Below are 24,362 nucleotides of genomic sequence, written 5' to 3'. Positions count from 1 at the left end.
TAATTAACAATTACTGATTAGTAATTATGTCGTGTTGGGGTGTTGGGGTGTTAGAGGGAAATTTTTTTTATCTTAACTCTGAATACAAATCTTTTTTAATTTTTAATTCTATGAGAACAATTGCAATTTGCGGAAATAACGTTAAAAATATCATTGCTAGTCCTAGTTTTGTGCAATCTTTGCAGATGAATGGGGTTACGGTTAATTGTGGCTTAATCCATACTCAGGCTATCAAATTTGATCCTAGTCATCCTGAATATCAAGATCATGTTTTAATCAAAATTAGAGGGTTTTCTTGCAACTATCGAGATAAAACTTTGATTTTACAAACTGCTACGGCAGGGGTTGATAATCGTTTCAATGCTGTTGGCTCGGATTGGGTGGCGGAGGTGGTGGATTTTGGTTCTAATGTTACTGATTTACAAAAAGGCGATCGCATCATTAATAATAATGCCTATCCTGATTCTGGGGTGAAAGGACTATTTGAAGGAGTTCCCACTAATCACGGCTCAAAAGAGTATCGAGTATTACATCGAGCTAAATTGATGAAAATTCCCCCTCAAATGCCTGATGAAGTAGCCGCCGCTTTTAGTATTGGGGCGCAAACCACTTATAGTATGATTCGCAGATTAACTCTTTCTCAAGGGGAAAACGTCTTAGTAACTGCCGCCAAATCCAATACATCTTTATTTGCGATTCAAGGTTTACAAAAACATAATGTCAATGTTTATGCTTCTACCACTTCCAGTAAATTTGAACAAGAGTTATTAGATATGGGGGTGAAAAAAGTTATTTTGATTGACCCTAATTCCCCTAAATTGATGAGTGAAGAAACTATTGCATCTTTAAAACGGGAAATTACTGGTTTTGATGGTATTATCGATCCTTTTTTTGATGTTCACTGCGATAAACTAATTCCCGCTCTCAATGTTTGGGGTAGATATATCACTTGTGGCTTATATAATCAATATTCTCATTTAACGGGAGAAGAATTTAATTCTATTGGTTTAACTCCTAGTACTATGGTTAATATGATGATCAATAACATTCAGATTATGGGTAACTGTATCGGTTTAACTTCTGATTTAGAAGATGCGATCGCAGATTATGTTTCAGGAAAACTCAAGGTAAATATTGACTCAGTATTTACAGGGAATCAAGTAGCAGAATTTTTTAAACGCACCTATAACGCTAAAGACAGATTTGGCAAAGTCGTTTACTGTTATGACTAAGTTAACTAAGCTACCAGTTATAATATTAGTTATAACAATATATAAAATAAGACAATGTTCAGACTAAAAGTAACTACCGTTGGTAATTCTACAGGAGTTATCTTGCCCAAAGAAGTATTAGCCAAAATGCACGTAGAAAAAGGCGATAATCTTTATCTGACTCCCACTCCTAACGGATTTGAAATTACCCCCTATGATCCCGAATTTGAACAGGAAATGGAAACCGCACGAGAGATAATGAAACAATATCGTAACGCTTTACGAGAATTAGCCAAATGAGTATTCATTGGTTATCAATGCGCTTAGTTATAGCCATTCATCAAGAACAAATTAGCGAACATGGAGGGGCAGATGGTTTAAGGGATAAGGGTTTATTAGAGTCTGCCTTAATACGTCCACAAAATCAATATTACTATCATAAAATTACGAATATTTCATCCTTAGCTTCTACTTATACCTTTAGCATAGTTAAAAATCATCCCTTTATTGATGGTAATAAAAGAACAGGTTTTATTAGTGGAGTAACCTTTTTAATGCTCAATGGTTCTCACTTTACTGCTTCTGAAGTGGAAGTAGTACATATCATCCAAACCTTAGCTAGTGGCAGAATTACCGAGGAAGAATTACAACAATGGTTCGTAAGGAAAAGTAAGCAGATGAATAATTAAAGCATAATTTCATCCTCATTTCATATTCTCCTGTCACCATAGTATGGAAGATTAGGTAAAAATGAGGAAAAAGTTTATTATGACCCAGTATAGTCTAAATAGGCGTAATTTTTTGCAATTGACGGGGGGTATTGCCACCAGCGTTGTTTTACATCAGATTCTACCCGCATCCGCAAAGAATATAAACCCCAATGGTTATTTAGAAGGGGATGTTATCGACTTAGTGATAGCGGAAACAAAAATTAATATCGACGATCGCTCCTCTAGTGGTAAACTGGTCAATGGTAGCCTACCCTCTCCCACCATCAGACTTAAAGAAGGGCAAAACGTAACTATTAACGTCAAGAATAACCTAAATGAAGATACTTCTATTCATTGGCATGGTTTAATCTTACCAGCAAATATGGATGGAGTGCCGGGAGTAAGTTTTCGGGGCATAAAACCAAAGGAAACCTTTACTTATCAATTCCCTGTTAACCAAAGTGGCACTTACTGGTATCATAGTCATAGCAATATGCAAGAACCATTAGGGATGTATGGTGCTATTATTATTGATCCTCTTGAACCTGAACCTTATAAATGCGATCGAGACTATGTAATTATATTATCAGATTGGAGTTTTGAGAATCCCCACGCCATTCTCGCCAACTTGAAAAAAATGCCCACCTATTATAATTATCAAAGACGCACCGTTGCTAATTTAGCGCAAGATTGGGAGTGGAAACAAATGCGGATGGATGCGGCGGATATTGCCGACGTGACGGGGGCGACTTATACTTATTTAATGAATGGTAAAACCAGTAATGATAATTGGACTGGTATCTTTAACAAGGGTGAAAAAGTTAGACTGAGAATTATTAACGCTTCAGCCATGACATTTTTTGATGTCAGAATCCCTAATTTACCGATGACAGTTATACAAGCAGACGGGCAGAATGTACAACCCGTGACAGTGGATGAGATGAGGATAGGAGTAGCAGAAACCTATGACGTGATAGTTGAACCAGATACCCAAGAGGCTTATACTATATTTGCCGAAAGCCTCGATCGCAGTGGCTATGTTAGAGGCACACTAGGGATAAAACAGGGATTATCCGCAGAAATACCTGCCCGTAGAGAACGCCCTTTGCGTACAATGGATGATATGGGAATGGATCATAATGCTCATAATGGTCATAATAATCAATCATCTTCATCAAGTCAAGACCACAGTAATCATCAAACCTCATCATCTAATCATAACAATCATCAAAACTCATCGATCGATCATAGCAACCATAATCAGCATCAAGATCATGATATGTTGAATATGAATCACAGTGATCATAGTAATCATGATATGTCGAATATGAGTCACGATGATCATAATAATCATGGTATGTCAAATATGGATCACAGTAACCATAACAATCATGATATGAGTGAGAAAGAAACCCTAGATTTTTCATGGCAACCGAGGGGAGAGGATAATAATGGTATCGGTAACGCCGCAACCCCCATGATGGTAAAAAATCGTTTAAATGAAGCAGGGGTTGGCTTAGAAAATGTCAAGCATCGGGTGTTAGTTTACACAGATTTAAAGAGTGTAAAACCTTTAAAAAACAGAAGAAAACCAGATAGAGAAATAACCCTATATTTAACAGGTAATATGGAGCGTTATATGTGGTCATTTAATGGAAAAAAATATTCAGAAGACAAAGAAATAGACTTTTATTATGGAGAAAGATTAAGACTAACATTTGTCAATGATACCATGATGGAACATCCCATACATTTACACGGAATGTGGATGGAATTAGTAAACGGTAACGGCGATTATCAACCCCGAAAACACACAATTATTGTCAAACCTGCCGAGAAATTATCCACAGAAATTGATGTTGATGCGAAGGGAAAATGGGCTTTTCATTGCCATTTAATGTATCACATGGATGTGGGAATGTTTCGGACTATTAATGTTATTTCCTAAAAAATAAATTAATCCTTTAAAAACCTTTGCATTTCTCTCTTTGCGTCTTTGCGTGAGAATAATAAATCTTTCTTAAAAACTGACAACAAATGTTATCATTAAAACTTACTAAATTTATAGTTCGATCGAGCCTCTTATCTTTATTAATATTAAATTGCTTTTCCCTTGAAAGTAAAGGGGAAGAAAGAAATAAAGAAATTATCAAACAACCTGTAGCCATTGACAAATTTATTGATGAAAGTAACAACCAAAAAAAACAACAATTTTTTAAGGAATTTGAAGATAGCAAATACTTAACTGAAGAAAAAAACTTTACCTTTGCCCAACATAATCATAACCAAGAAAATGATTTTGGAGAGCCTATTCATGATAATCAAATATTTTATAAAATTCTTTTTGATCAATTAGAATATCAAGTTAATGATAGTCAAAATATTTTTAATTGGGATGTGACAGGATGGGTAGGAGGAGATTATCAAAAATTTGTTTTCAAAACTGAAGGAGATGTGAGTTTAGATGATGGTAATGGGGAAGCAGAATTGCAACTTTTATACAGTAAAATGATTTCTCCCTATTTCGATTTTCAAGCTGGTTTACGATATGATCAACTCTATGGAGATAAGGGAAATAGTCGAGGTTTTGCTGTTATCGGAGTAGAAGGATTAGCACCTTATTTTGTGGAAATTGATACGGCTTTATTTATTAGTCATCAAGGAGATATTTCTGCAAGATTTAAAGCAGAAAAAGAATTATTACTTTCTCAAAGATTAGTTTTACAACCAAAAATAGAGACAAATTTAGCCATTCAAAAAGTCCAAGAATTTGGTATTGGTAGTGGTATTAATAACTTAGAGTTAGGTTTAAGATTACGCTACGAAATTAGTCGAGAATTTGCCCCTTATATTGGCATAAGTTGGAATAAACTTTTTGGAGATACTGCTAAATTTGCTGAAGAAGAAGGGGAAAGTAGTGATGATTTAAAATTCGTTACGGGGGTGAGACTAATGTTTTAAGTTAACTTAGATAATCTGGAATAATTTAGTTGACAAAAAATTATTAAATATACTCAAATTTAACCTCTTTTTTCATCTTGATTTCATTTCATTTTTATTGTTCATAATTGTATTCAACAAATAAAAAAAAGATTTATCAGAGAATTTTATCATTTATGTAAATCATTTAAAATTGTTAAATATTTATTTGAGTTTTCTACCAAAAATAATATTTTTAATTTTGCAAAAATGTTCATGTATGGTAATTTCTCATAAATGATTTAGGATCGCTATAGTAATTATTACTAAAATAATTAGTAAAGGTAAGCCTAGTAATAACAACTATTTTACATTATTTACATAAGGAAGTTTTTAACTCATATTAGTACTATAGTCATTATTTAATTTAACAACCGCAGTCTTTAATTTAAGATGTTTGTGATGAGGAGTGTTGAAAAAAAAATTTTTATTCTAAATAAGTTTTAAATTAGCAATTAGTGGACAAATTTCTTTTGTTTTTTGATCATCTACATTTATATCATTTATTCTCCAATTTTCCCGATATTTTTCCAATTCAGCTTGAAAAGAAGTCATCTGTTTAATCTGTGTTTTTAATTCTTCAATTTTGTTATCCAATAAGTTTTGTACTAATTCACAAGGTGGTTTACCATAATTACGAACCTCGATAATTTGTCTAATTTCTTCTAAAGAAAATCCCAAAGATTGAGCTTTTTTGATAAATTGAACAACTTTAACTGCATCTTGTTGATAGTATCTATAGCCATTTTCCCCTCTTTCTATAGGTTGAAGAAGTTTTAGGATTTCATAATATCGTAAAGTACCCACAGAAACTTTTGTTTGTTTAGCTATTTCACCTATTTTTAAAAGATTTTCACTACTCATATTGATTACCTCAAATATTATAAATTTACTTCAACAAAAAACTATAAATCATCAATATTAAAAAAATTTTTTACTTACCCCCTTGACTCTCTAGTTAACTATAGAGTTTATCATAGAGACATCAACTCAAAAAAACTTTTTTAAATAATTAAACCTTCAACATAAGCACTTTTTTTTTAGCTTAAATTGATGATTTATAGTTTTTTATTGATTTGATATTTGTTTTTTCTTATTCATTAATTAAAAATGAGGAAATGAAAATGGTAACAATCGGGAAAAATACACAAGTAAAATTATACAGGATGTCAATGGCAGAACACGAATGCCCTTGGGGTTTAAAAGCAATTAATTTACTCAAAGAAGCAGGGGTTATTTTTGAAGATATTAAATTAACTACCCAAGAAGAGGTCAATTTATTCAAGGCGAAATATAATGTAGCTACGACTCCACAAATATTTTTTGATAACGAGCGTATTGGCGGTTATACTGATTTGGCTCATTATTTTCGGGTTACTCCACAAAAAGCTGATTATTCCTATACTCCTGTTATTGCTTTATTTTCTACGGCAGGTTTAGTAAGTTTAGCCACCTCTTTAGGAATGACTGGTTTTATGGGGGTTTCTCTGTCCATGTTATCATCATTAAAATTAATGGATATTAATGCTTTTGCTGAAAGTTTCGCTAAATACGATCTCATTTGTCAACGTTTTAAGACTTATGGAAAAATATATCCCTTTCTGGAGTCGATGATTGGCTTAGGTTTATTATCAGGAATCCTTCCCTTAGTTACTGGTATTAGTGCTTTTGGATTAGGTATTAGTGGTGCTATTTCCGTATTTAAAGCGGTTTATATTGATAAACTTGAATTAAATTGTGCTTGTGTGGGTGGTAATTCTAAAGCACCTTTGGGTGTTGTTAGTTTTGCGGAAAATGCTATCATGGCGATTATGGGGGCGAGTTTAATTTTTTCTAATGTTTCCGTTACCTTAAATCAACAACAATCTCTATCTCCATTTTATAGTTCGATCGTTCAAGAAAGTAGCATCAAAAAATAGCGATAACTTTTGTTAATAAACTAAGAGGCATTTTATTTGGATTTTTTGTTAATTCTTGAAAATCACTAAAACTCTTACCTGTTTGTCCTTCTCTGTTCCCTATTCCCTCTCTCTATCAGTAAACTTAAATGCGTTCTAGCCTAGCTTAAATATAAAAAGTAGTGATGATTTAAAATTGGTAACAAGGGTAAGATTAATGTTTTAAATTAACTTAGATTATCTGGGATAACTTAGTTATCAAAAAATTATTAAATATACTTAAATTTATTTGAATTTAACCTCTTTTTTCATTCTGATTTCATTTTTATTGTTCATAATTGTATTCAACAAATAAAAAATTGGAGAAAGTAAATAATGAAAAAATTTATTTTAACAGGATTAGTTTCTGGAGTAATATTAGGCTCTTTATCTCCTAATACTTTAGCGGCAAATGTTTATAGTGGTGCTCATCCTTCGGCTTCTCAAATTCAAAATGCGACTCATCATTTTTCTTATGATGTGATAGGTAAATTTCCACTGGAAAGTTTAATAATTCAACTTCCGCAAGGTTTAACTATTAATGATGTTGAAATAGCAATGCCTAATGGAAATAAAATTAATAGTCAAACAAGTATTAGTGATAATAAAGCCATAGTAAATTTAAGGGAAAATATTAAGCCTAATACTAGAATATATGTTAGTTTAAGAGGGGTAAAAACTGATGGTAAACCTCATACATGGCAATACAGATTATCAGGAAAATTTGCAGGAATTAATCAAGAAATACCTCTTGGTTTAACTCAGGTGCGTACTTATTATTAATTTTATAAATCAAAAAAGGGGAGTCTAATCCCCTTCTGTTTTTAGTAAAATCTACAAGATTTGATCAACTATATTTATATTAATGATGTCCTTCGTGGCTTTCTTCTTTAGTTTCTTCTTTTTTATCTTCTGTGGTTTTATCATTATTTTTAGTTGCTTTTACCTCTTCTTTATCTTTGCCATGATTACGGCTATGAGAATGCCCTTCATGACTTAAAGCAGGAGAAGTTATAACCGCTAAATTAAAGAGAATTCCTGTTAAAAACAAGAAGCTAATTAATAGTTTACTTGAAATTTTCATCCGACTAATATCACCTTTTATATAATATTTATACTTGTGATTTTAACTATTGATTATGAAATCACCGTGAAAAATGATTTTTCACTATCTTAAATCTTGTCAAATATATTTGAGAGTAAAAAAACTATGGCATTATTTAACAATCAAAGACAGTTACGTCGTTTACATCATCTTTTAGCACCAGTTATGATTTTACCTGTGTTAATGACTCTTTTTACTGGCGTATTTTTTGAGTTAGCAGTAACAGTTGATAAAACCGATGAGTTTTTATGGTTATTATCATGGCATCGGGGAGATTTTGGCATTCTTGATTTGTCTGATATTTATCCTTTTTTAAATGCCACAGGTTTATTTATGTTAGCAATTTCTGGTATTAGTTTATGGTGGCAAAATAACTTTAAATCAAGAAAGAAAAATATTTCTTAACAGTCAAGATTAAGGTTTTATCAGTAAATAATCTCTTATTGCAAATATTGTCAAATTGTTTAAATACAATACTTAATTTTTTACTTTTTTGGATGAAAGACTTTCTTATCTTCAAAAGAAATGTATTATTATTTTTTAATAATATCACATCATATTTTTGGTAAATAAACTGTAAAAATACTCCCCTGATTTTCTTCGCTTTCTATCATTATTCTACCACCATGATAAAGTGCGATCGCATTTGCAATAGCTAAACCTAATCCGCAACTACCTTTTTCTCTATTTCTTGCTTTATTGATTTGATAAAAACGATTAAAAATTAATTTTTGTTCTTCTTTATTAATGCCAATGCCTGTATCAATTACTTTTATAATTACTCCTTTTTTTGTTGTTTCCAAATATATAATAACTTGACCATTTTTTTTGTTATAATTAATAGCATTAATAGTTAAATTTGCTAATAATCTATATATTTGTTCTTCATTACCGAGAATAAAAACCTTACTCTCTTTTATTTCTTTTGTTAAGTTAACCTGATTCTTTAATGCTAAATAAGATAATTCTTCGGTTAAATCATTGATTAAATCAGCTAAATTGATTTTATTTTTTTTGATTTTATCCGTATTTTCTAAGCCTGAATCAAGACGAGTGAGGATTAATAAATCGTTGACTAAATTAATCAGTCTATAATTTTGCCGATGGATAATTTTCAAAGTTTCTTGACTATCTTCTAAGGTTAAATTATGACTTAAAATAACACTATCAATAGTTGCTTTTATAGCTGATAATGGGGTACGCAATTCATGGGCAACGTCAGAACTAAATTGTTGCATTTGTTGGTACGATTGAGCTAAGGGTTGTATTGCTTTTTCTGCTAAATACCAACTGGCAATGATCACCAAAATAATTAGTAAAGGTAAACCTAATAATAACAACCATTTTATATTATTTACATATCGATCGAAATCTTCCAAACTTCTGCCTATTTGCAAATAACCCCATTCTTTATTTTCTTTAGTGTGTAAAAGTAAGGATATTTGACGATAATTATTATTTTGATTGTCTTGAATACTTGTGAATTCTTCTAATGAATAATTAAGGGATAAATTATCAATTTTAACTCCTGCATTACCTAGCAAATTACCTGATAAATCATAAAACTTTAGATAGTATTTCCCTTGCTGAATTAGTCCTTTTATATAACGATGTTCAGAAGATTGACTTTCACATTTTTCATCAATTAAGCACAAATCTAAGATGATTTCTTTAACATTTTTTTCTAGCTTATTAGGTTGAATCAATAAAGGTTCAAGGGTATCATGAAAAGTTCCCGCAACGGTTTTTAATTCTTGATTAATAGTGATATAATGAGCGTGTGCGATCGCTTCATAAACAAAAAAAGCACCTAAAGAAATAATACTGGAAAAAACACTAGCATACCAACAAGTTAGGGATATTTTAGTTTGATTAAATAATTTATTTTTTGACACAGAAAATAGATAAACTTATCGTAAAAATTGGTAATTTGATTTAAGAAAATGATCAACTACAAATCATTGATTCATTAAAGGGCTAAAGTATTAACTAATTTTATAAAAAACTTATTTATCCAATTTCAAACGATAGCCCAAACCATAGACAGTTTCAATTAAATCACCATAACCATATTGATTAAATTTTTTTCTTAACAGACGAATTTGAGCCGCTACCACGTTACTAATTGTATCAGACCCTATTTCCCAAAGTTGATCTAAAATTTGCTCTCTAGTTAGAATTTGCTGAGGATGACGCATAAAAAATTCTAAGAGACAAAACTCTTTTTTTGTCAGGGGAATCATTTGGTTTTTACCGATTCTTAATTCTATCTCAATAGTATTTGTTTGATAATCTAAAATTAAATTTTTAAATTTTAATTGAGAGGGTTTAATCTCTTGAGAACGTCTTAATAAGGCTCTAATTCTTGCAAATAATTCTAACATATCAAAGGGTTTAATTAAATAGTCATCTGCTCCTGCATCTAACCCTTGAATTTTGTTTTCCATCGCATCTTTTGCAGTTAACATTAATACTGGTAAAGGATTATTTTTTCTTCTAATTATCTTCAATAATTCAATGCCTGATAATTCAGGTAACAGCCAGTCGAAAACGCCTACATTGTAGCTAATACGAGGATTTTCTAATAAATCTAGTCCTTCTTGTCCTGATTTTACCCAATCTACCACATAATTTTGTCCTAGGAGCGATCGCTTTATGGCTATTCCTAAATCTTTTTCATCTTCAATCAATAATATTCTCATATACCTTATATCAAGCTAATTTGTATCTAAGAAGCTAGGACTATCTAAATCGTCTGAAAGTTTTAGGCAACAGGCAATAGGATTGCTTAATTGCAATAAATATCCTAATACTCTAACACCATAATACCTGAAGCACTGAACTAGAATGCAAATTAGCTTACCATTTTACTTTTGTTGTTAACAGAATGGTTTGCCCTGCAGTAAAAGCAGTTACAGCAAAAATACTCATTGCCGTTGCAACAAACTCCCCACCAGCTACAGCCTCCAATTCTTCATCACTTAATTCCCCTGCCTCTTGTCGCTGAGAAAAATCTGTTTGGCGTTTTTTTATTTCTGCCCAAAGTTCATCCGCAGTAATATCATAACCTGATTCACTGGCGAATATTGCAACATCTTCTCGATCATTTTCTGATGATTCGATAATATTTATCAATCTTTCTTGTAACTGTTCGTTTTGTGACACAGCTTCAAAAAACTCAATCACGGCTTCTTGACTCATACAAAAAATCTCCTAATTTATATGTTAAAAAAATCGATCAACCATGAAACCAATGACACAAAAAATAAATCCGTCAATTTAAAGATTATAAAAAAAATATCATTACCAAATTTTAAATAATCCCTAATCATCTTATATTTTATATGGCTAATTACTTGAGAAGTATATAATTTATCTTTTTCAAAACCATATATTTATTTAGATTTAACAGGCTATTTTTTATTGCATTATCTATTTTATATAGCAAATAGTAAATAGTCTTATAAAAGCCTAAGACATAAAAAAACCAAAAGCTATTATTTTACACACACAAGTTGACAAAAGAATACAGACAAATTTTATAGATAGATTCTGTCAACTTTAAAAGCAGTTTATTCTAAATTATTTTTTCTTTTTCTCCTTAGATTTTATCGTTTTATTATATGATAGATAAAATTGTAAATCCCTGAGTTTATAAACTGATAAAAATAAATATTTTTTTAATGTTTACTTAATTTTTGTTTATAGATTAAATTGATTTTATTTCTAATTTTCAAAAACAGACTTACTACTTAAATCAACTAATACCCAATCTAAAAAATCGACAGGGGCGGTAAATTCTATTTCTGCTTCGGGGGCAGGACTTTTATTAGGATCGATCGCAACTATGTTACCAATAGGAATATCAGGGGGAAATATGCTACTTAAATTAGAAGTTGTCACCACGTCACCTACTTTAACATTAGACACTTTTTCATAAAATTCCATCAAACCAATAGAAGTAGATTGCCCTTTGATGAATCCCTGATAACCCGTGCGAGGAAGAAAAGCACCAACACGACTATTGTAATCACTGACTAATAAAACTCGACTGGTATTATTTGTAACTTCACTAATTTTCCCCACTAATCCCCCCACACTCATCACCGCTTGATTTCTTTTCACACCATCATTACTACCCACATCAATAGTAATAATTTGCCACCAAGCATCTGGGCTTCTGCCAATAACTCTAGCGGGAATTAGATTTGCGGAGTATTTTTCCTGATAGTTAACAATCTGTTTTAACTTTTGATTCTCACTTTCTAAAGTCTCAATTTTATTACTTAATTCCTGTATAGTTTTTTGCTCATACAGTGCTTGACGATCAAAACTGGGAGATGATAACCAAGAGGGTGACAAACGATATAACAATTCATTGAATAAAAAACCCTGATGACGATATATAAACCAAGTGAGGATTAAACTAATTAACCCCCAAATGACTTGTCTTCCGTATTTCTGCCACCAACGATAAAAGAGTTTCAAAATTGTAACCTATCATTCGCATTTATTCTCGATTAATTATTATCAATCCTTGACTATTTATTGTCCATAGCCTTTTTAAATCTTTTTGTCTCGACGGCGGGGAATTTCATAACGGAAAAAGTCGTAAGCCAAAAGGGTTTCAGGAAAAATTGCCCTTGCTTCTGAGAGTAAATCTTTCATTTGAATGGGATTACCCGGAGCATAACGAGGACTAAAATGAGTCATGATTAATTTTTTTACCTGTGCCGCTAATGCTACTTGTGCCGCCATAGTGGTGGTGGAGTGCATCTTTTCAAATGCCATTGATGCGTCTTGATGGGCAAAGGTAGCCTCATGAATTAAAACATCTGCATCTTCCGCAAGTGCGATCGCATTTTCACAAAAAACTGTATCTGTACAGTAAACAAATTTCCTACCTATTTCTGTAGGACCGCAAAAGTTAACCCCTGAAAAGGTTTTACCGTCTTCGAGAGTGATGGTTTCCCCTGCTTTTAATTTGCCATAAAGAGGCCCTGAAGGAATACCTGCTTTTTTCGCTTTTTCTACATCAAAAATTCCTGCTTTATTTTTTTCAGAAACCCGATAACCATAGGCTGTAACCCGATGTTTCAATAATTCACAAGTAACGGTAAATTCTTCATCTTCATAGACTAAACCGGGTTCAACGGTTTTTATGGTGACACCATAAGGGAAATAAGTATAAGAATATTTCATACAGGATTTTAAATAAGGCTCAATCCCCGGAGGCCCAAAAAGTTCAATATCTTTTGCATCCGCCCCTAAACCACAACTAGCCAACAAGCCCATTAAACCAAAAACATGATCCCCGTGCATATGGGTGATAAAAATTTTTTTCAGTTGAGATGTTCTTAAATCACTACGCAAAAGCTGATGTTGAGTACCTTCGCCACAATCAAATAACCAAATTTCTCCCCTTTGAGTTAGTCTTAGGGCAACGCTAGAGACGTTTCTGGATTTAGTTGGTACACCTGAACTTGTACCTAAAAAAGTTACTTCCACTATGATTGACAATGGTTGGTTTTGCTGATTCAGACCCAATTATAACTCAGTTCGGAATAAAATTTAATGGGTTTGTTTGCAAGGGGCAAAGGGCAAGGGGCAAAGGGCAAAGGTTAGGGGGATAATTGTGCAATATTTTATGTTAGGATAAACACCTCAATACTATGTATTAAAACAGTTATTTTATCGTATTTTTTTCTGTCATCATGGCAAATTATAAAGATCAATTTATTTGGCAAAAAGCTAAAAACTTAGCCGTTATTGTCTATAAATTAACTAATAATTATCCTAAAAAAGAATTATATGGATTAGTTTCTCAAATGAATCGTTGTGCCATCTCTATCCCAAGTAATATAGCAGAAGGTTACGGAAGAAAATCCACTAAAGAATATCTCCAATTTTTGCATATAGCATTAGGTTCTTCCAGAGAATTAGAAACTCAATTAATTATTAGTAAAGAAGTAAAAATAATTGAAAATATTGAATGGATAGATTTAACAATAGATAAAGTAAATGAGGTACAAGCGTTACTTGTTTCCACAATCAATACATTAGATAAATAACCTTTGTCCATTTTACTTTGACCTTAAAATCATTCCCATATCTTATCTCACCATTCTATTATAATAATTTAATGGGTTTGTAAAAGTGCGATCGCATCTTCTAAGCAAACAGGAGGGGAGAATAAATATCCTTGTCCGAAATTACAACCCAAATTAAGCAAAATATCTAGTTGTTTTTCATTTTCAATACCTTCGGCAACAGTAGTCATATTTAAACCGTGAGATAAATCAATTAAAGCACGACAAATAGTTTGATCTTTATCATTATTATCTAAGTTTTGTACAAAACATTTATCAATTTTCACCGTATCAAATTGGAAGTTTTTAAGATAGGCTAAATTAGCATAACCAGTACCAAAATCATCTATAACTAAAGGTAAACCGAAATCTCGACAAAATTCTACTAAGAAAAGTGCATCTTCTCCTTCAAATAAACTTCTTTCTAAAATCTCCAGTTTAACTTGACTAGGCTTGACCATTGATTGGTTAATTTTTTTCTTTAAAATTGAGAGAAAATTACTATCGGAAATTTGCTTTTCAGCTACATTGATACTGAGAAAAATATCTCTACCTGTTATGGTTTTTATCTTTTTAATTGTGTCTAATGCTTGATCTAAAATCCATTCCCCAATAGGAATAATTAGAGAAGTTGATTCCGCCAAAGGAATAAAAAGTTCAGGAGAAATATGACCTCTCTTATGGCAAAACCAGCGTAATAATACTTCAAACCCTGCAATTTGATTATTTCTTAAATCAATAATTGGTTGATAAAATAACCTTAATTCACCTCTTTTAAAACCATTGCGTAAATCACTTTCTAAACGTATTAAATCAATTGCTTGACGTATTCTTAGTTGGTACTCTTGTTTTTTTTGTTCTATATCTTCTGTTGAAATATCTATTTTACTGTTTCTTAATCTTCCTGTTTCAGAGCGAAAATACTTCATTACCACCATTAGCAATAACTTTAAAATGGGGTCAGCATCATCAATTCTACTTCTTACCTGTTCACCCGTTACAACTGTTAAAACTACATCAGTTTTAGCATAAGCAGAAGCAGAGCGAGGGCTTCCATCAACTAATGCCAATTCTCCAAACATTTCCCCTTCTTTTAAAGTATTTAAAACTGTAGGACAACCATCAACTAGCGTGGTAATCTCCACTAAACCTTTTTCGATAATGTAAGCAATATTACCTTTATCTCCTTCTCGAAAAATACATTCCCCCGCTAGAAATCGACGATTTTGTAATTTCTGTTCTGTATTACTATGGAGATTCATTGTTAATAATGGATAAATTATTTTTACTCCTCTTTAATTTAACACTGATTTTCTCTTCGCATAATTTTTTACAGTAGTTTTGCATAAAAGTAAAACAGTTTAATAACAGGAAAAATTTTAAAGGCTAAAATTGACGTGGCATATACTACCCTACATTTTTTAAATTATCTGAACCTTATCTCAACCTTAACTGAATTTATGACAGATTTTGAAAATAAAATTTACCCATTATCATTACAAATAATAAGTAAATAACTAGCGGAATAATATATACTATATCGTGATAACCAAAAACTATTTTCATCAAAATAAAGGGAAATTTATCTTCTGGTAAAATCTCATGACTAGACCATAATATTGAACCCAATAAACAAGAATTTTGCTCAAATAAACACCAATTTGCTGTAGTATCTAATTCATTAATAAATAATAGGCTTTCATCTAAGTTGTATAAGCTATCAATGATTAATCCTCCCGTAACTAAAATTAAAAATATTCCTGCAATTCTAAAAAAGACATTATTAGTTAATCTAGTTTGTAAATAAACAAAAGCTAGGGTCATTAAGGCTGTTAAAAGTAGAGACGCTATGACTGCCAAATTAATGTAAGTAGAATTATTTTCAGGCATAACATTTAAAAGCAAAAAAACATTTATTCCTTTAATTAAAACTAAGAATAAAGCCAAAGAAAAAATAGTCAATCGTAAATATTTCCCCATTAAAAGCTCATTTGTGCTACCTAAATTTTGCCAAAAATTTGCCTGTTGAGAAAACCACAAGATAAACCAAATTAGTAAAGAAACGGCGATAAAGACAAAAATATTAAGAATCAAAGGGGTGAAAATCCAAGCATTGTTACCTGTTGAATCAATATTATTAATTCCTTGAGAAATTACTGAGCCAACCAAAATAGAAGCAACTATCCCCCCAGAAATTCCTAAATAAATTTGACGAAAATATCCTGAATGTTCTATTCTCTGAAAACACGCAAAAATAATGGCTAAAAGTAAAGAGATAGGAAAAATATTTCTCAGAATAATAACAAAAACAGGTAAAAAAATATTCCAATACATAATATAAACTCAATTCGGCTGAAGAATATCTGATTTAACTAGGTTTGACAGTATCAGGTGGCAGGTTTCAGGGTATTAAGGTGTTGGAAGGATAAGGGGATGAAGGGAGAGGGGGAAATGAGTTCGGAGTTCGGAATTCGGAGTTCGGAGAATTCGCTGAGCTCGTACACTCCTTTCAGTTGCGAACGGAGTTATTATTCACTATTTACCTTTACCCTTTGCCCTTTTTACTTTGCCCTTTTTTTATCTTAATTCCGAACTTAGAGTTAAGTCGTATATTCAGCGTTAATTTTGACATAATCGTAACTGAGATCACAACCCCATGCTTTACCGCTACCGCTACCATCACCTACGGAAACGGAGATTAAGACGGTATCATTCTTTAGGTATTCTCCTGCGGCCGCTTGTTTGAGATAATTACTAGCAGAAGTGCGATCGAAGTTTAAGGGTTGTCCTCTTTCCATTAAGAGAAAATCCCCTAATTTAATCATTAAATCTTCCTGCTTAAATGGTACACCTGCTCTACCTGCGGCGGCGGCGATTCTTCCCCAATTGGGGTCTCGTCCAAAAATAGCTGATTTGACTAGGGATGAACCAACTATGGTTTTGGCAATTTGACGAGCAGATGCTTCAGTAGATGCCCCTGTTACTTCTACTTCTATCAAACAAGTTGCCCCCTCTCCATCTCGTGCGATCGCTTTTGCTAAATACTGACATACTTCAGTGAGCATGGCTTCTAGTTTTCGTCCATTTTCATCGAGACTGGTAATTGCAGGGGTGCGAGATTGACCATTAGCGAGGGCGATTAAACTATCATTAGTGCTAGTGTCACCATCAACGGTAATTTGATTAAAACTTTTATCCGCCGCCCGTTTTAACATCTGTTGCCATAACTGAGTGGAAACTAATCCATCACAGGTAATAAACCCTAACATGGTTGCCATATTAGGATGAATCATTCCTGAACCTTTAGCAATACCTCCAATGCGCACAGGGCGCCCATCTATCATCGTTTCTAAGGCAATGGATTTGGTTACTAAATCGGTGGTAACAATGGCTTTAGCGGTGGCTTCTCCTCCATCTTCAGATAATTCACTAACTAATTGAGGAATGGCGTTTAACATAGCATCCATTTTGATTCTTTGCCCAATTACCCCCGTAGAAGCGAGTAAGATACTATTTGCATCTATATTTAATTCCTTTGCTAAAGCCGAGGCACTATCTAAGGCATCTTGCCAACCTTGTTCTCCTGTAGCCGCATTTGCTTGTCCTGCATTACATAAAATTGCTCTGGCACTAGCTTTGTCTTGAAGTCTTTGGCGACAATAGTCCACACAAGCCGCTCTTACTTCTGAGGTGGTGAATACTCCAGATGCGATCGCCTCTGTTTCAGACCAAATCAATGCTAAATCAGGGGCATTAGAGGGCTTTAATCCCGCAGTAATTCCAGAAGATTTGAACCCTTTAGGGGCGGTTATTCCCCCTTCAATCACTTTCCAATCTGCCATAAGTTAATTGTTATCGTTGATTATTGAGAATTTTAGATAATTCTACATCGCTTGACTATTGATTAGGACAAAATATCAATAGACTTCTTGTAGAAGTTAGGCAAAAGGCAACAACGGATATATTAGATACTAAATAATCATGGTTAGAAACTGCATGGAAACATGGGGATTTTATTCCTTTGCCTTCTCATTTTATTCTTGATAATTAGACTTTCTTAATTTCAATGAGAACCAAAATTTAAAAACTAAAATGCTTTCTCCCATAATTCGTTTTTTGACTAAATTTGTTTTTCCCTTATTTTTGATTACCTTTATCGGATTTATCTTTGCTATACCTAGCATTAGTCAGGAGGCAGAATCATCTTTACCCCCTTTTAAAACTTATCCTTTGCCTCCAACTCTCCAAAATTGGCACTCAGACAACCAAGAAAACTATTTTTCTCAACTGGATACTCACCCCGCAGGAGCTTTGATTTGGACTGATTTCCCCGTCAAAGTTTATATTCAATCTCCTGCCGAAGATGATTTATCACCCTCCGCTCTGCAATCATTTCAACAATGGCAAAAAGCGGTAAAAGATGCGATCGCACCTTGGCAAGAATATATAGAAATCACCCAGATAGATAATGCAGAGATTGCCGACATAGTTATAACTCGTCAACCTCCTGCCATTAAAGCTGAAATTAACCCCGAAACAGGATTATATGATTTACCCCGCAATCGAGCGGCCACAACAAGCGTCAGGTTTTATCTAACAGAGGATAATCCTCCCTTATTAAAACATAAAATGGCGATCGCAGTTAATCCAAATCAAATTTTTGAATATTTAGTCAGTAATATTAGTCACGAAATGGGACACGCCTTGGGCATTTGGGGACATAGCGACAATCCACAGGATATAATGTATTATGCTCACACCAGAGAGATCCCTCAAATTTCACCCAGAGATATAAACACCCTTAAAAAGGTTTACCAACAACCAACCCGTTTAGGGAATTATTTAGATTCGGGGAGGAAGTAAGAGGGCATTAGGGTGTTGAGGCATTAAGGAGAATTTAATTAAACACTTTTGCTTCTTATTTTGAGCGAGTAATATCAATAGTAATTGAACCGTCAAAGTCGGGAATGGGGGGATTTGGCTTAGATAGTTTTACCCTAACTTGATTTACTTTTTCCATCTCCAATAAATCTTGAGCAATAACCTCGGCTAATTTTTCTACTAACGCAAACTTAGCTGTTTTGATAATATGCTTAACAATGGTGATGGCTTGACGATAATCTAATGTATCTTTTATATCATCGCTTTTTGCAGAAGGTTGTAAGTCCACCCATAGAGTTAAATCTACCTCAAACCATTGTCCTAAACTTCTTTCTTCGGGAAATAACCCTGTATAACCATAACTGCGAATACCTTTAACTTCGATCGCATCCATACTTTATCCAAATCATAAAAAATGTGTCCTATTATACTTTAGCACCGAAAATCACCTAATTTATCTTGATTAAGAAGTTAAATCAAAAGATGGGATTAAAACTAATAAATCAGTGATACCAAGCTCAAGATTTAATTGTGATAATAAAGTACTAATTTGTCCTCGATGATGAGTTTGATGATTGAAAAAATGCAGGATAATATAAGAAAATTTTTTATTAAAATGGTCTCCTTTCATATTTTTATAACTAAAACTATTTTCTAAATCTTCCTCTGTAATTTCTGAAATAAAGTCCTTGATTATTTGATCAATTTTTTCTCGTTCTAAGGCTAAATCTTCAATGTGATCGTAGATTATTTGATTTAGAGAATGAGGTTTTTTGATATTTCTTATATAGTCAAGACTAGAATAATTTTTAGGATGCTCAGAAAATCTTTTTAGCCAAATAATATCAGCTACTAAAATATGATTTAAAGTGCCAATAATAGAAAGAAAAAAAGCCCCTAAATTTTGATGTAGTTTTTCATGGGTGATTTGTTTACATATACTGTAAATTTTTTCATTCATCCAACTGTTATATTCAGCCATTAATAAATGGTTTTGTTTTTGATTCATGGTAGTTATTTATATTTTAATACCTAAGATATAAATTTAATTTGATTTATTATAAACTATCCTATTCACTTTTTGTAACTCTTCATTAATCAACAACTCAGGAGATTTAATAACAATGATTTTTTCATCTTCTAAAGGAAATAACTGATGATAGTTATTAGTTTGAATTACTATTTTTAAATCACTTTTTTTTGCTTGTTCTGAATTATTAATAGATGCGATCGCATCCTCTAAAGTTTCATCTTTTTTTTGTATTCTAACTGGGATAGGTTTCTCATTAAATTGTCTCTTCAAAAAACCATCAATTCCATTATTTCTTTGTACAGGAATCGCATTAATACTTTTTAATAAAAATAATTCGTCTTCTGATTTTTCTATATAACTTGTTTTTCCTTTTTCCAAAAGTTTAGAATTAGTTATAATCATCTCATTTAATCTTTTTTGAGTAAGTGCGATCGCATCTTCTGATATATCAATGCCAATAAAATTACGATGCAAAGATTTAGCGGCGACACAAGTTGTGCCACTACCACAAAAAGCATCTAAAACTAAATCACCTTCATCAGTAGAAATATTAATAATTTGTTGTAAAAGTAAAACAGGTTTTTGCGTGGGATAACCAACTCTTTCTTTTGCTTTTGGATTTAAAAAGGGTATTTCCCAAACATCCGATAAAGGAACACCTTTTTTCTCTTGAGCTAAAATTATATTACCATTTTTATCCTTTTTATAAACAGATTTACCATAATCATTTTTTTTTCTTAATTGCCATATTTGATCAACATTTGTTGTGGGAGAATAATCAGTATAAATAGTGTTAAATTTGAAATCATATGTTTTAGAATAAAAATAAATAGTTTGATGAGAATTAAGTAAACCTTTTTTAGAATTTGACCATCTTTTATAAGACCAAATAATTTCACTTCTAAAATTTTCAGGCAAAAATATTTGATCTAATAAAACTCTTAAATGATGAGAAGCAGATTTATCACAATGCAAAAAAATATTACCAGTTTTTTTTAAAATTCTTTTACATTCAATTAAACATTTTTTCATCATAAATAAATAATCATTTAGACTATGCCAAATATCATAAAATTGATAATTTATCCTATTATCACGGGTTGTCAAAGAATGTTTTTTCTGTGTAAAAAATGGTGGATCTAAATAAATTAAATCTACTATTTCTGAGTCAATATTTTTCAATTCTTCAAGACAATTTCCTTTAATTATTTTTTCCATAATTTAACTTTTTTCTGGTGTTTTTTGATCGGCAATATCTATTAAAATCTGTTTTAAATCAAATCCTGTACGATTTCTAATAAAATTCCATGCTTGTTCTCCAGCATAATATTCGCCATTTACACCCTTGTAAACTGTTTCTAAAGTTTGTTGAATTTTGATAGCTTGTTCTCTTTGAGGATAATAAAACATTACTCTAATCGGTTTATATCCACTATTTTGTATCGCTTTTACACGAGTATGCTCTTTCGTGATATGGTCTCCATCTGTAGTGGCATCTCTCCATTTAATCTCAATAGCGTCATTGCCATCTAAAAAATCAATTTCAAAGGTTTTCAGTTTTTTACCAAAAGAATCTTTAACAGTAGTTTTTTTTCCTTGAGGATTGTTAAATAATAAACATAAAGAAGCAATTTCTTCTAAAAAAGAACCTGCATAATTATATAAAAACCTGCCAATATTTTGATATTCGTCTATTTTTTGACCTTCTTGACTACTTATACCCAAAACTCTATAAATTAAATAATGGGAAGTATCATCATTTCTCATTTCTTCTTTTCTTAAATCAATTTGTATTTTTAATTGAGAAGCATATTCTTCCGAAATTAAGAGAATTTGTGATATTAATAACTCTAATTGTTTTCCTTGTTTGATAGCATTAGTAATTTTGTTAAATTTATCCTTATTAATTAATTCTAATAATTGTTGTTTTGTATTTTTACTTTGTACTTTAATACCATACTTATGACAATAATTTTCAAGCTCTTTTTTCTTTAAAGACTCTATTTTCATTTCTTTAAAACCAAAATTGAAGTGAAAATGAAGGTTGTAATTTGAGTTAAAATTTTACCATTTTTTGCTATTCTGCCATAATGAACTCTAAAACTTTTTCTCATGGATTATATTTTCATTAAATTCAGCCAAAATTGAAACACAAAATATATCTAATTAAAATATGAAACAAATATTCAATTTATTTTACTTAATTACCTTTGTATATAGTATAAGTCTTTCTGCTTATGTTGGTTGGTGGATTCTCCGTGACTGGGCGGCTTTAGAATATTCTCATAACGTAGAAAAAAATTATGAAATTTCCATACACCATCTAATTAATTTAGTGGGAGAAGGCACTGTATTTTTGTTGTTAAACTGTCTCACGGTTATGAGTGTTATTGGTTTAAATATTAATAACCGTCAAGATTCTTAATTTTTTTTATCAGTTTGTAAGAATTGAATAATATTTATTGTATCAACTTAAGCAAAAATAGAGATCCCTTCGGTATCTGTTACCCAGCACACTGATTAAATACAGTATTCTACGATTGCATGAATCAGAACCCGTTAAAAAATTTAATTAAAAGAGATTTAGATATTTTAAGATTGAGATTCTAATCTACAGGTAAAAATTGAAAAGGCGTTGCTGATACTAGATTATTTGTTGCATTCCCCGCATAAAACTGCCCATTCGTTAAAGAAAGTTTTTTAACAGAAGCAGTTGGGTTAAAATCTAACTGATTAAGATCAATCCAAAAAACATTCGGGCTAGTAGCCGAGTCGAAATAGTATATCTTATTTTTCTGATCTGCCACCACTCGCCACACTGTAGAAGCTATATTTGGTTGATCTGGGGTGGTTATCCCTAAAGGAACAGATACACTACGCACCACACTTAAAACACTGGCAAGAGCTTGATTTTCGTATTTTTGTTCAGGAACAGCACTAATGTAGTTAGAAACTGTTTGTTTTGGAATAGAATTGAGTAAGAAATAAGCACGGGCAAAGCGATCCGCCGCTCGATTTGTACCCGGGAGAAAGTTTAAACCACCAATACTTTGCCAATACTGATTTAAGGCTAGTTGTTTCTCAAAAGTAGGTGAATTAGTTACAACTTTATATTCTTTACCATGATGAATAACCAATTTACCCTCAATATATTCAAAAATAGCTGAGTCACCACTACTATCAGAAATAGCAAGGTGTAATTGAGCGTGAGAGCCATTAGGTAAAGTAGATGTTATTATTCTGAAAGGCTCGTTTTTGAGTTCTTCTACCGCTTCAGCAACAGTTGCATAATTATCTAAGACATATTGAGCCCAAAGACTCATGGAAAGGGTGGGTTTGCCTTGTGTGTCACCATAGTCAGATTCTGCTAAATAGAGAAGATTAGCCACTAAACCTTTTTCATTCATGCCGTCGGCAGTTCCAATGTCATACCCCGTCACCACGACGCTACCATACTTTGATTTCCATTCAATGGAGTTGTCCCCTGCTAGTCCACTGCGATCGCGTCCCCTCGGAAAAACCCATAAATTAGAGCGGATGTCCTCCTTCCAATCCATTGATCGCCCTGTAATAACCGTGTTATCATAACCTGAATAAACTACACGGGTACAGGCTAACACACTCAAGCCAAAAAGTGCGGATAAGGTTAAAGTTGTTGGTATAACAAGAGAAATACTTTTGAGAATGTGTAAAAAAGTCATGTTGTTTATTGATATAATCACTGAGATTATATTAACAACCAAACTACTTCACACAAAACCAATCCCGATATTAGATATTAATTGCCGCTAATTACTAAGAGTTATTTCTAGCCAACTAAAAGACTATGATCATAGGTTGGTATTTTACTCTCACTAGCTTTAATTTGATATTTGACCAAATCAGCTAACTCCTGTAATTGACTGATAGCTTCTGCCCCTTCAAGTTTCATCAATTCTCTGTCATCCTGCATTTCTGTCCAAGTTATGCCGTAGTCAGACACCAAAAAGCGAATTAAATGATTATCTCCCAAACTTACCATAAAGGAGGCACTATTTAATTGAGTTCCACAAGTATAGCAGGAAGCAATATAGCCTCTTTTTTCTAAGACGATGGCTAAGGCTTGTAGATTCATGACTAAATCTTTAACAAATTCTCGATATTGTTGTGCTAAGCGAATAAACATTTATGCCTCCTTATTGCACCATTTTTAATTTTTTTTACTTTTCTTAATGTTTTTTTAAGATTTCTCTTTTAAATTATATGGTAAGTTCATCAAAAAATGCAAAATAAGTAATATTAGTGGTCTAATTTAAGGATAGATCAGTTTTTTGGTGTTGGAACAAAAGAATTGTTGATGAAAAATAAGCAGTCAACTTTATAAAACTTAAGGAGATTTTCCCGTTATTAAATCATTAGAACCCTAATACCGTAACAC

General features: G+C 32.1%; 27 protein-coding genes. 11 read left to right on the top strand and 16 right to left on the bottom strand.

Translation table 11 applies throughout. The features are described 5' to 3' along the window. Positions 1-110 precede the first annotated feature (110 nt). From Dongsha4_RS03880 to Dongsha4_RS03860, 5 genes are all read left to right on the top strand, one after another. Positions 111-1,232 carry a zinc-binding alcohol dehydrogenase family protein gene (locus tag Dongsha4_RS03880; protein ID WP_330204431.1) on the top strand — a complete coding sequence of 374 codons (1,122 nt, stop codon included), beginning with the start codon at positions 111-113 and terminating at the stop codon, positions 1,230-1,232. 54 nt (positions 1,233-1,286) lie between these two features. Beyond that, positions 1,287-1,511: an AbrB/MazE/SpoVT family DNA-binding domain-containing protein gene (locus Dongsha4_RS03875; protein ID WP_330204430.1), complete on the top strand. Its 225-nt coding sequence runs from the start codon at positions 1,287-1,289 to the stop codon at positions 1,509-1,511. Then, a complete protein-coding gene (locus tag Dongsha4_RS03870) occupies positions 1,508-1,900 on the top strand; it encodes a type II toxin-antitoxin system death-on-curing family toxin (protein ID WP_330204429.1) in 393 nt (130 codons plus the stop codon). The genes Dongsha4_RS03875 and Dongsha4_RS03870 overlap by 4 nt, the downstream gene beginning before the upstream one ends. Positions 1,901-1,979: 79 nt before the next feature. Then, positions 1,980-3,869, top strand: coding sequence for a copper resistance system multicopper oxidase (locus Dongsha4_RS03865; protein WP_330204428.1), 1,890 nt, complete (start codon positions 1,980-1,982; stop codon positions 3,867-3,869). A gap of 89 nt (positions 3,870-3,958) precedes the next feature. Next, positions 3,959-4,882, top strand: a complete 924-nt coding sequence (locus Dongsha4_RS03860; protein WP_330204427.1) for a copper resistance protein B — start codon at positions 3,959-3,961, stop codon at positions 4,880-4,882. A gap of 450 nt (positions 4,883-5,332) precedes the next feature. On the opposite strand, the gene Dongsha4_RS03855 is transcribed toward Dongsha4_RS03860, so the two are convergent. Continuing rightward, positions 5,333-5,764 carry a heavy metal-responsive transcriptional regulator gene (locus Dongsha4_RS03855; RefSeq protein WP_330204426.1) on the bottom strand — a complete coding sequence of 144 codons (432 nt, stop codon included), beginning with the start codon at positions 5,762-5,764 and terminating at the stop codon, positions 5,333-5,335. Positions 5,765-6,018: 254 nt separating this feature from the next. Between Dongsha4_RS03855 and Dongsha4_RS03850 the strand changes: the two genes are divergently transcribed. Beyond that, the gene (locus tag Dongsha4_RS03850; RefSeq protein ID WP_330204425.1) at positions 6,019-6,819 is read left to right on the top strand and encodes a MauE/DoxX family redox-associated membrane protein; all 801 of its coding nucleotides are present in this window, start codon (positions 6,019-6,021) and stop codon (positions 6,817-6,819) included. Between the two features lie 354 nt (positions 6,820-7,173). Then, on the top strand, positions 7,174-7,620 hold the full coding sequence (locus Dongsha4_RS03845) for a hypothetical protein (protein WP_330204424.1): 447 nt from the start codon (positions 7,174-7,176) through the stop codon (positions 7,618-7,620). A gap of 79 nt (positions 7,621-7,699) precedes the next feature. On the opposite strand, the gene Dongsha4_RS03840 is transcribed toward Dongsha4_RS03845, so the two are convergent. Further along, complete coding sequence (locus Dongsha4_RS03840; protein WP_330204423.1) at positions 7,700-7,921, bottom strand: hypothetical protein; 222 nt, start codon at positions 7,919-7,921, stop codon at positions 7,700-7,702. A 126-nt stretch (positions 7,922-8,047) separates the two neighbouring features. On the opposite strand from Dongsha4_RS03840, the gene Dongsha4_RS03835 reads away from it, so the two are divergent. Then, entirely contained in the window at positions 8,048-8,347 is a 300-nt protein-coding gene (locus Dongsha4_RS03835; RefSeq protein ID WP_330204422.1) for a PepSY domain-containing protein, read from the top strand. Positions 8,348-8,496: 149 nt separating this feature from the next. On the opposite strand, the gene rppB is transcribed toward Dongsha4_RS03835, so the two are convergent. The 5 genes from rppB to rnz form a co-directional block, all read right to left on the bottom strand. Further along, a complete protein-coding gene (gene rppB / locus Dongsha4_RS03830; protein WP_330204421.1) occupies positions 8,497-9,837 on the bottom strand; it encodes a two-component system sensor histidine kinase RppB in 1,341 nt (446 codons plus the stop codon). Between the two features lie 111 nt (positions 9,838-9,948). Next, entirely contained in the window at positions 9,949-10,644 is a 696-nt protein-coding gene (gene rppA, locus Dongsha4_RS03825; RefSeq protein ID WP_330204420.1) for a two-component system response regulator RppA, read from the bottom strand. Positions 10,645-10,801: 157 nt separating this feature from the next. Then, on the bottom strand, positions 10,802-11,143 hold the full coding sequence (locus tag Dongsha4_RS03820) for a Nif11-like leader peptide family natural product precursor (RefSeq protein ID WP_330204419.1): 342 nt from the start codon (positions 11,141-11,143) through the stop codon (positions 10,802-10,804). 525 nt (positions 11,144-11,668) lie between these two features. Continuing rightward, complete coding sequence (gene mreC / locus Dongsha4_RS03815) at positions 11,669-12,430, bottom strand: rod shape-determining protein MreC (RefSeq protein ID WP_330204418.1); 762 nt, start codon at positions 12,428-12,430, stop codon at positions 11,669-11,671. Positions 12,431-12,505: 75 nt separating this feature from the next. Next, positions 12,506-13,450: a ribonuclease Z gene (rnz, locus tag Dongsha4_RS03810; RefSeq protein WP_330204417.1), complete on the bottom strand. Its 945-nt coding sequence runs from the start codon at positions 13,448-13,450 to the stop codon at positions 12,506-12,508. 206 nt (positions 13,451-13,656) lie between these two features. On the opposite strand from rnz, the gene Dongsha4_RS03805 reads away from it, so the two are divergent. Continuing rightward, complete coding sequence (locus Dongsha4_RS03805; protein ID WP_015219006.1) at positions 13,657-14,013, top strand: four helix bundle protein; 357 nt, start codon at positions 13,657-13,659, stop codon at positions 14,011-14,013. A gap of 68 nt (positions 14,014-14,081) precedes the next feature. On the opposite strand, the gene Dongsha4_RS03800 is transcribed toward Dongsha4_RS03805, so the two are convergent. The 3 genes from Dongsha4_RS03800 to argJ form a co-directional block, all read right to left on the bottom strand. Beyond that, positions 14,082-15,293 (bottom strand): EAL domain-containing protein, encoded by a 1,212-nt coding sequence (locus Dongsha4_RS03800; RefSeq protein WP_330204416.1) that lies wholly within the window; start codon positions 15,291-15,293, stop codon positions 14,082-14,084. A 196-nt stretch (positions 15,294-15,489) separates the two neighbouring features. After that, positions 15,490-16,365 (bottom strand): FTR1 family iron permease, encoded by an 876-nt coding sequence (locus tag Dongsha4_RS03795; RefSeq protein ID WP_330204415.1) that lies wholly within the window; start codon positions 16,363-16,365, stop codon positions 15,490-15,492. 266 nt (positions 16,366-16,631) lie between these two features. Further along, complete coding sequence (gene argJ / locus Dongsha4_RS03790) at positions 16,632-17,873, bottom strand: bifunctional ornithine acetyltransferase/N-acetylglutamate synthase (protein WP_330204414.1); 1,242 nt, start codon at positions 17,871-17,873, stop codon at positions 16,632-16,634. Between the two features lie 250 nt (positions 17,874-18,123). Between argJ and Dongsha4_RS03785 the strand changes: the two genes are divergently transcribed. Next, complete coding sequence (locus Dongsha4_RS03785; RefSeq protein WP_330204413.1) at positions 18,124-18,894, top strand: matrixin family metalloprotease; 771 nt, start codon at positions 18,124-18,126, stop codon at positions 18,892-18,894. Positions 18,895-18,949: 55 nt separating this feature from the next. On the opposite strand, the gene folB is transcribed toward Dongsha4_RS03785, so the two are convergent. The 4 genes from folB to Dongsha4_RS03765 all read right to left on the bottom strand — a co-directional run bounded on the left by folB (position 18,950) and on the right by Dongsha4_RS03765 (position 21,955). Continuing rightward, entirely contained in the window at positions 18,950-19,306 is a 357-nt protein-coding gene (folB, locus tag Dongsha4_RS03780; RefSeq protein WP_330204412.1) for a dihydroneopterin aldolase, read from the bottom strand. A gap of 69 nt (positions 19,307-19,375) precedes the next feature. Further along, a complete protein-coding gene (locus Dongsha4_RS03775) occupies positions 19,376-19,921 on the bottom strand; it encodes a DinB family protein (protein WP_330204411.1) in 546 nt (181 codons plus the stop codon). A gap of 36 nt (positions 19,922-19,957) precedes the next feature. After that, positions 19,958-21,163, bottom strand: coding sequence for a DNA-methyltransferase (locus Dongsha4_RS03770; protein ID WP_330204410.1), 1,206 nt, complete (start codon positions 21,161-21,163; stop codon positions 19,958-19,960). A 3-nt stretch (positions 21,164-21,166) separates the two neighbouring features. Continuing rightward, positions 21,167-21,955: an ApaLI family restriction endonuclease gene (locus Dongsha4_RS03765; protein ID WP_330204409.1), complete on the bottom strand. Its 789-nt coding sequence runs from the start codon at positions 21,953-21,955 to the stop codon at positions 21,167-21,169. Positions 21,956-22,118: 163 nt separating this feature from the next. Between Dongsha4_RS03765 and Dongsha4_RS03760 the strand changes: the two genes are divergently transcribed. Continuing rightward, a complete protein-coding gene (locus tag Dongsha4_RS03760) occupies positions 22,119-22,370 on the top strand; it encodes a hypothetical protein (protein WP_330204408.1) in 252 nt (83 codons plus the stop codon). Between the two features lie 181 nt (positions 22,371-22,551). Here Dongsha4_RS03760 and Dongsha4_RS03755 read toward each other — a convergent pair whose 3' ends face one another. Then, positions 22,552-23,646, bottom strand: a complete 1,095-nt coding sequence (locus Dongsha4_RS03755) for a linear amide C-N hydrolase (RefSeq protein ID WP_330204407.1) — start codon at positions 23,644-23,646, stop codon at positions 22,552-22,554. Positions 23,647-23,753: 107 nt separating this feature from the next. Further along, the gene (locus Dongsha4_RS03750; RefSeq protein ID WP_330204406.1) at positions 23,754-24,110 is read right to left on the bottom strand and encodes a DUF1815 family protein; all 357 of its coding nucleotides are present in this window, start codon (positions 24,108-24,110) and stop codon (positions 23,754-23,756) included. Positions 24,111-24,362 lie beyond the last annotated feature (252 nt).

The organism is Cyanobacterium sp. Dongsha4 (genome assembly GCF_036345015.1).
Taxonomy (GTDB): domain Bacteria; phylum Cyanobacteriota; class Cyanobacteriia; order Cyanobacteriales; family Cyanobacteriaceae; genus PCC-10605.
Note: the sequence above shows the minus strand (reverse complement) of the source record. Positions and strands in the feature narration are given on the sequence as shown.

Coding starts and splice junctions, on each gene's coding strand:
- Dongsha4_RS03865 (WP_330204428.1), top strand. CDS start 1,980: ATGACCCAGTATAGTCTAAATAGGCGTAATTTTTTGCAATTGACGGGG.
- Dongsha4_RS03765 (WP_330204409.1), bottom strand. CDS start 21,955: ATGAAAATAGAGTCTTTAAAGAAAAAAGAGCTTGAAAATTATTGTCAT.
- Dongsha4_RS03760 (WP_330204408.1), top strand. CDS start 22,119: ATGAAACAAATATTCAATTTATTTTACTTAATTACCTTTGTATATAGT.
- Dongsha4_RS03845 (WP_330204424.1), top strand. CDS start 7,174: ATGAAAAAATTTATTTTAACAGGATTAGTTTCTGGAGTAATATTAGGC.
- Dongsha4_RS03770 (WP_330204410.1), bottom strand. CDS start 21,163: ATGGAAAAAATAATTAAAGGAAATTGTCTTGAAGAATTGAAAAATATT.
- Dongsha4_RS03850 (WP_330204425.1), top strand. CDS start 6,019: ATGAAAATGGTAACAATCGGGAAAAATACACAAGTAAAATTATACAGG.
- Dongsha4_RS03860 (WP_330204427.1), top strand. CDS start 3,959: ATGTTATCATTAAAACTTACTAAATTTATAGTTCGATCGAGCCTCTTA.
- Dongsha4_RS03820 (WP_330204419.1), bottom strand. CDS start 11,143: ATGAGTCAAGAAGCCGTGATTGAGTTTTTTGAAGCTGTGTCACAAAAC.
- Dongsha4_RS03755 (WP_330204407.1), bottom strand. CDS start 23,646: ATGACTTTTTTACACATTCTCAAAAGTATTTCTCTTGTTATACCAACA.
- Dongsha4_RS03805 (WP_015219006.1), top strand. CDS start 13,657: ATGGCAAATTATAAAGATCAATTTATTTGGCAAAAAGCTAAAAACTTA.
- Dongsha4_RS03880 (WP_330204431.1), top strand. CDS start 111: ATGAGAACAATTGCAATTTGCGGAAATAACGTTAAAAATATCATTGCT.
- argJ (WP_330204414.1), bottom strand. CDS start 17,873: ATGGCAGATTGGAAAGTGATTGAAGGGGGAATAACCGCCCCTAAAGGG.
- Dongsha4_RS03750 (WP_330204406.1), bottom strand. CDS start 24,110: ATGTTTATTCGCTTAGCACAACAATATCGAGAATTTGTTAAAGATTTA.
- Dongsha4_RS03840 (WP_330204423.1), bottom strand. CDS start 7,921: ATGAAAATTTCAAGTAAACTATTAATTAGCTTCTTGTTTTTAACAGGA.
- Dongsha4_RS03855 (WP_330204426.1), bottom strand. CDS start 5,764: ATGAGTAGTGAAAATCTTTTAAAAATAGGTGAAATAGCTAAACAAACA.
- Dongsha4_RS03875 (WP_330204430.1), top strand. CDS start 1,287: ATGTTCAGACTAAAAGTAACTACCGTTGGTAATTCTACAGGAGTTATC.
- Dongsha4_RS03870 (WP_330204429.1), top strand. CDS start 1,508: ATGAGTATTCATTGGTTATCAATGCGCTTAGTTATAGCCATTCATCAA.
- folB (WP_330204412.1), bottom strand. CDS start 19,306: ATGGATGCGATCGAAGTTAAAGGTATTCGCAGTTATGGTTATACAGGG.
- Dongsha4_RS03795 (WP_330204415.1), bottom strand. CDS start 16,365: ATGTATTGGAATATTTTTTTACCTGTTTTTGTTATTATTCTGAGAAAT.
- Dongsha4_RS03800 (WP_330204416.1), bottom strand. CDS start 15,293: ATGAATCTCCATAGTAATACAGAACAGAAATTACAAAATCGTCGATTT.
- Dongsha4_RS03835 (WP_330204422.1), top strand. CDS start 8,048: ATGGCATTATTTAACAATCAAAGACAGTTACGTCGTTTACATCATCTT.
- rppA (WP_330204420.1), bottom strand. CDS start 10,644: ATGAGAATATTATTGATTGAAGATGAAAAAGATTTAGGAATAGCCATA.
- Dongsha4_RS03775 (WP_330204411.1), bottom strand. CDS start 19,921: ATGAATCAAAAACAAAACCATTTATTAATGGCTGAATATAACAGTTGG.
- Dongsha4_RS03785 (WP_330204413.1), top strand. CDS start 18,124: ATGCTTTCTCCCATAATTCGTTTTTTGACTAAATTTGTTTTTCCCTTA.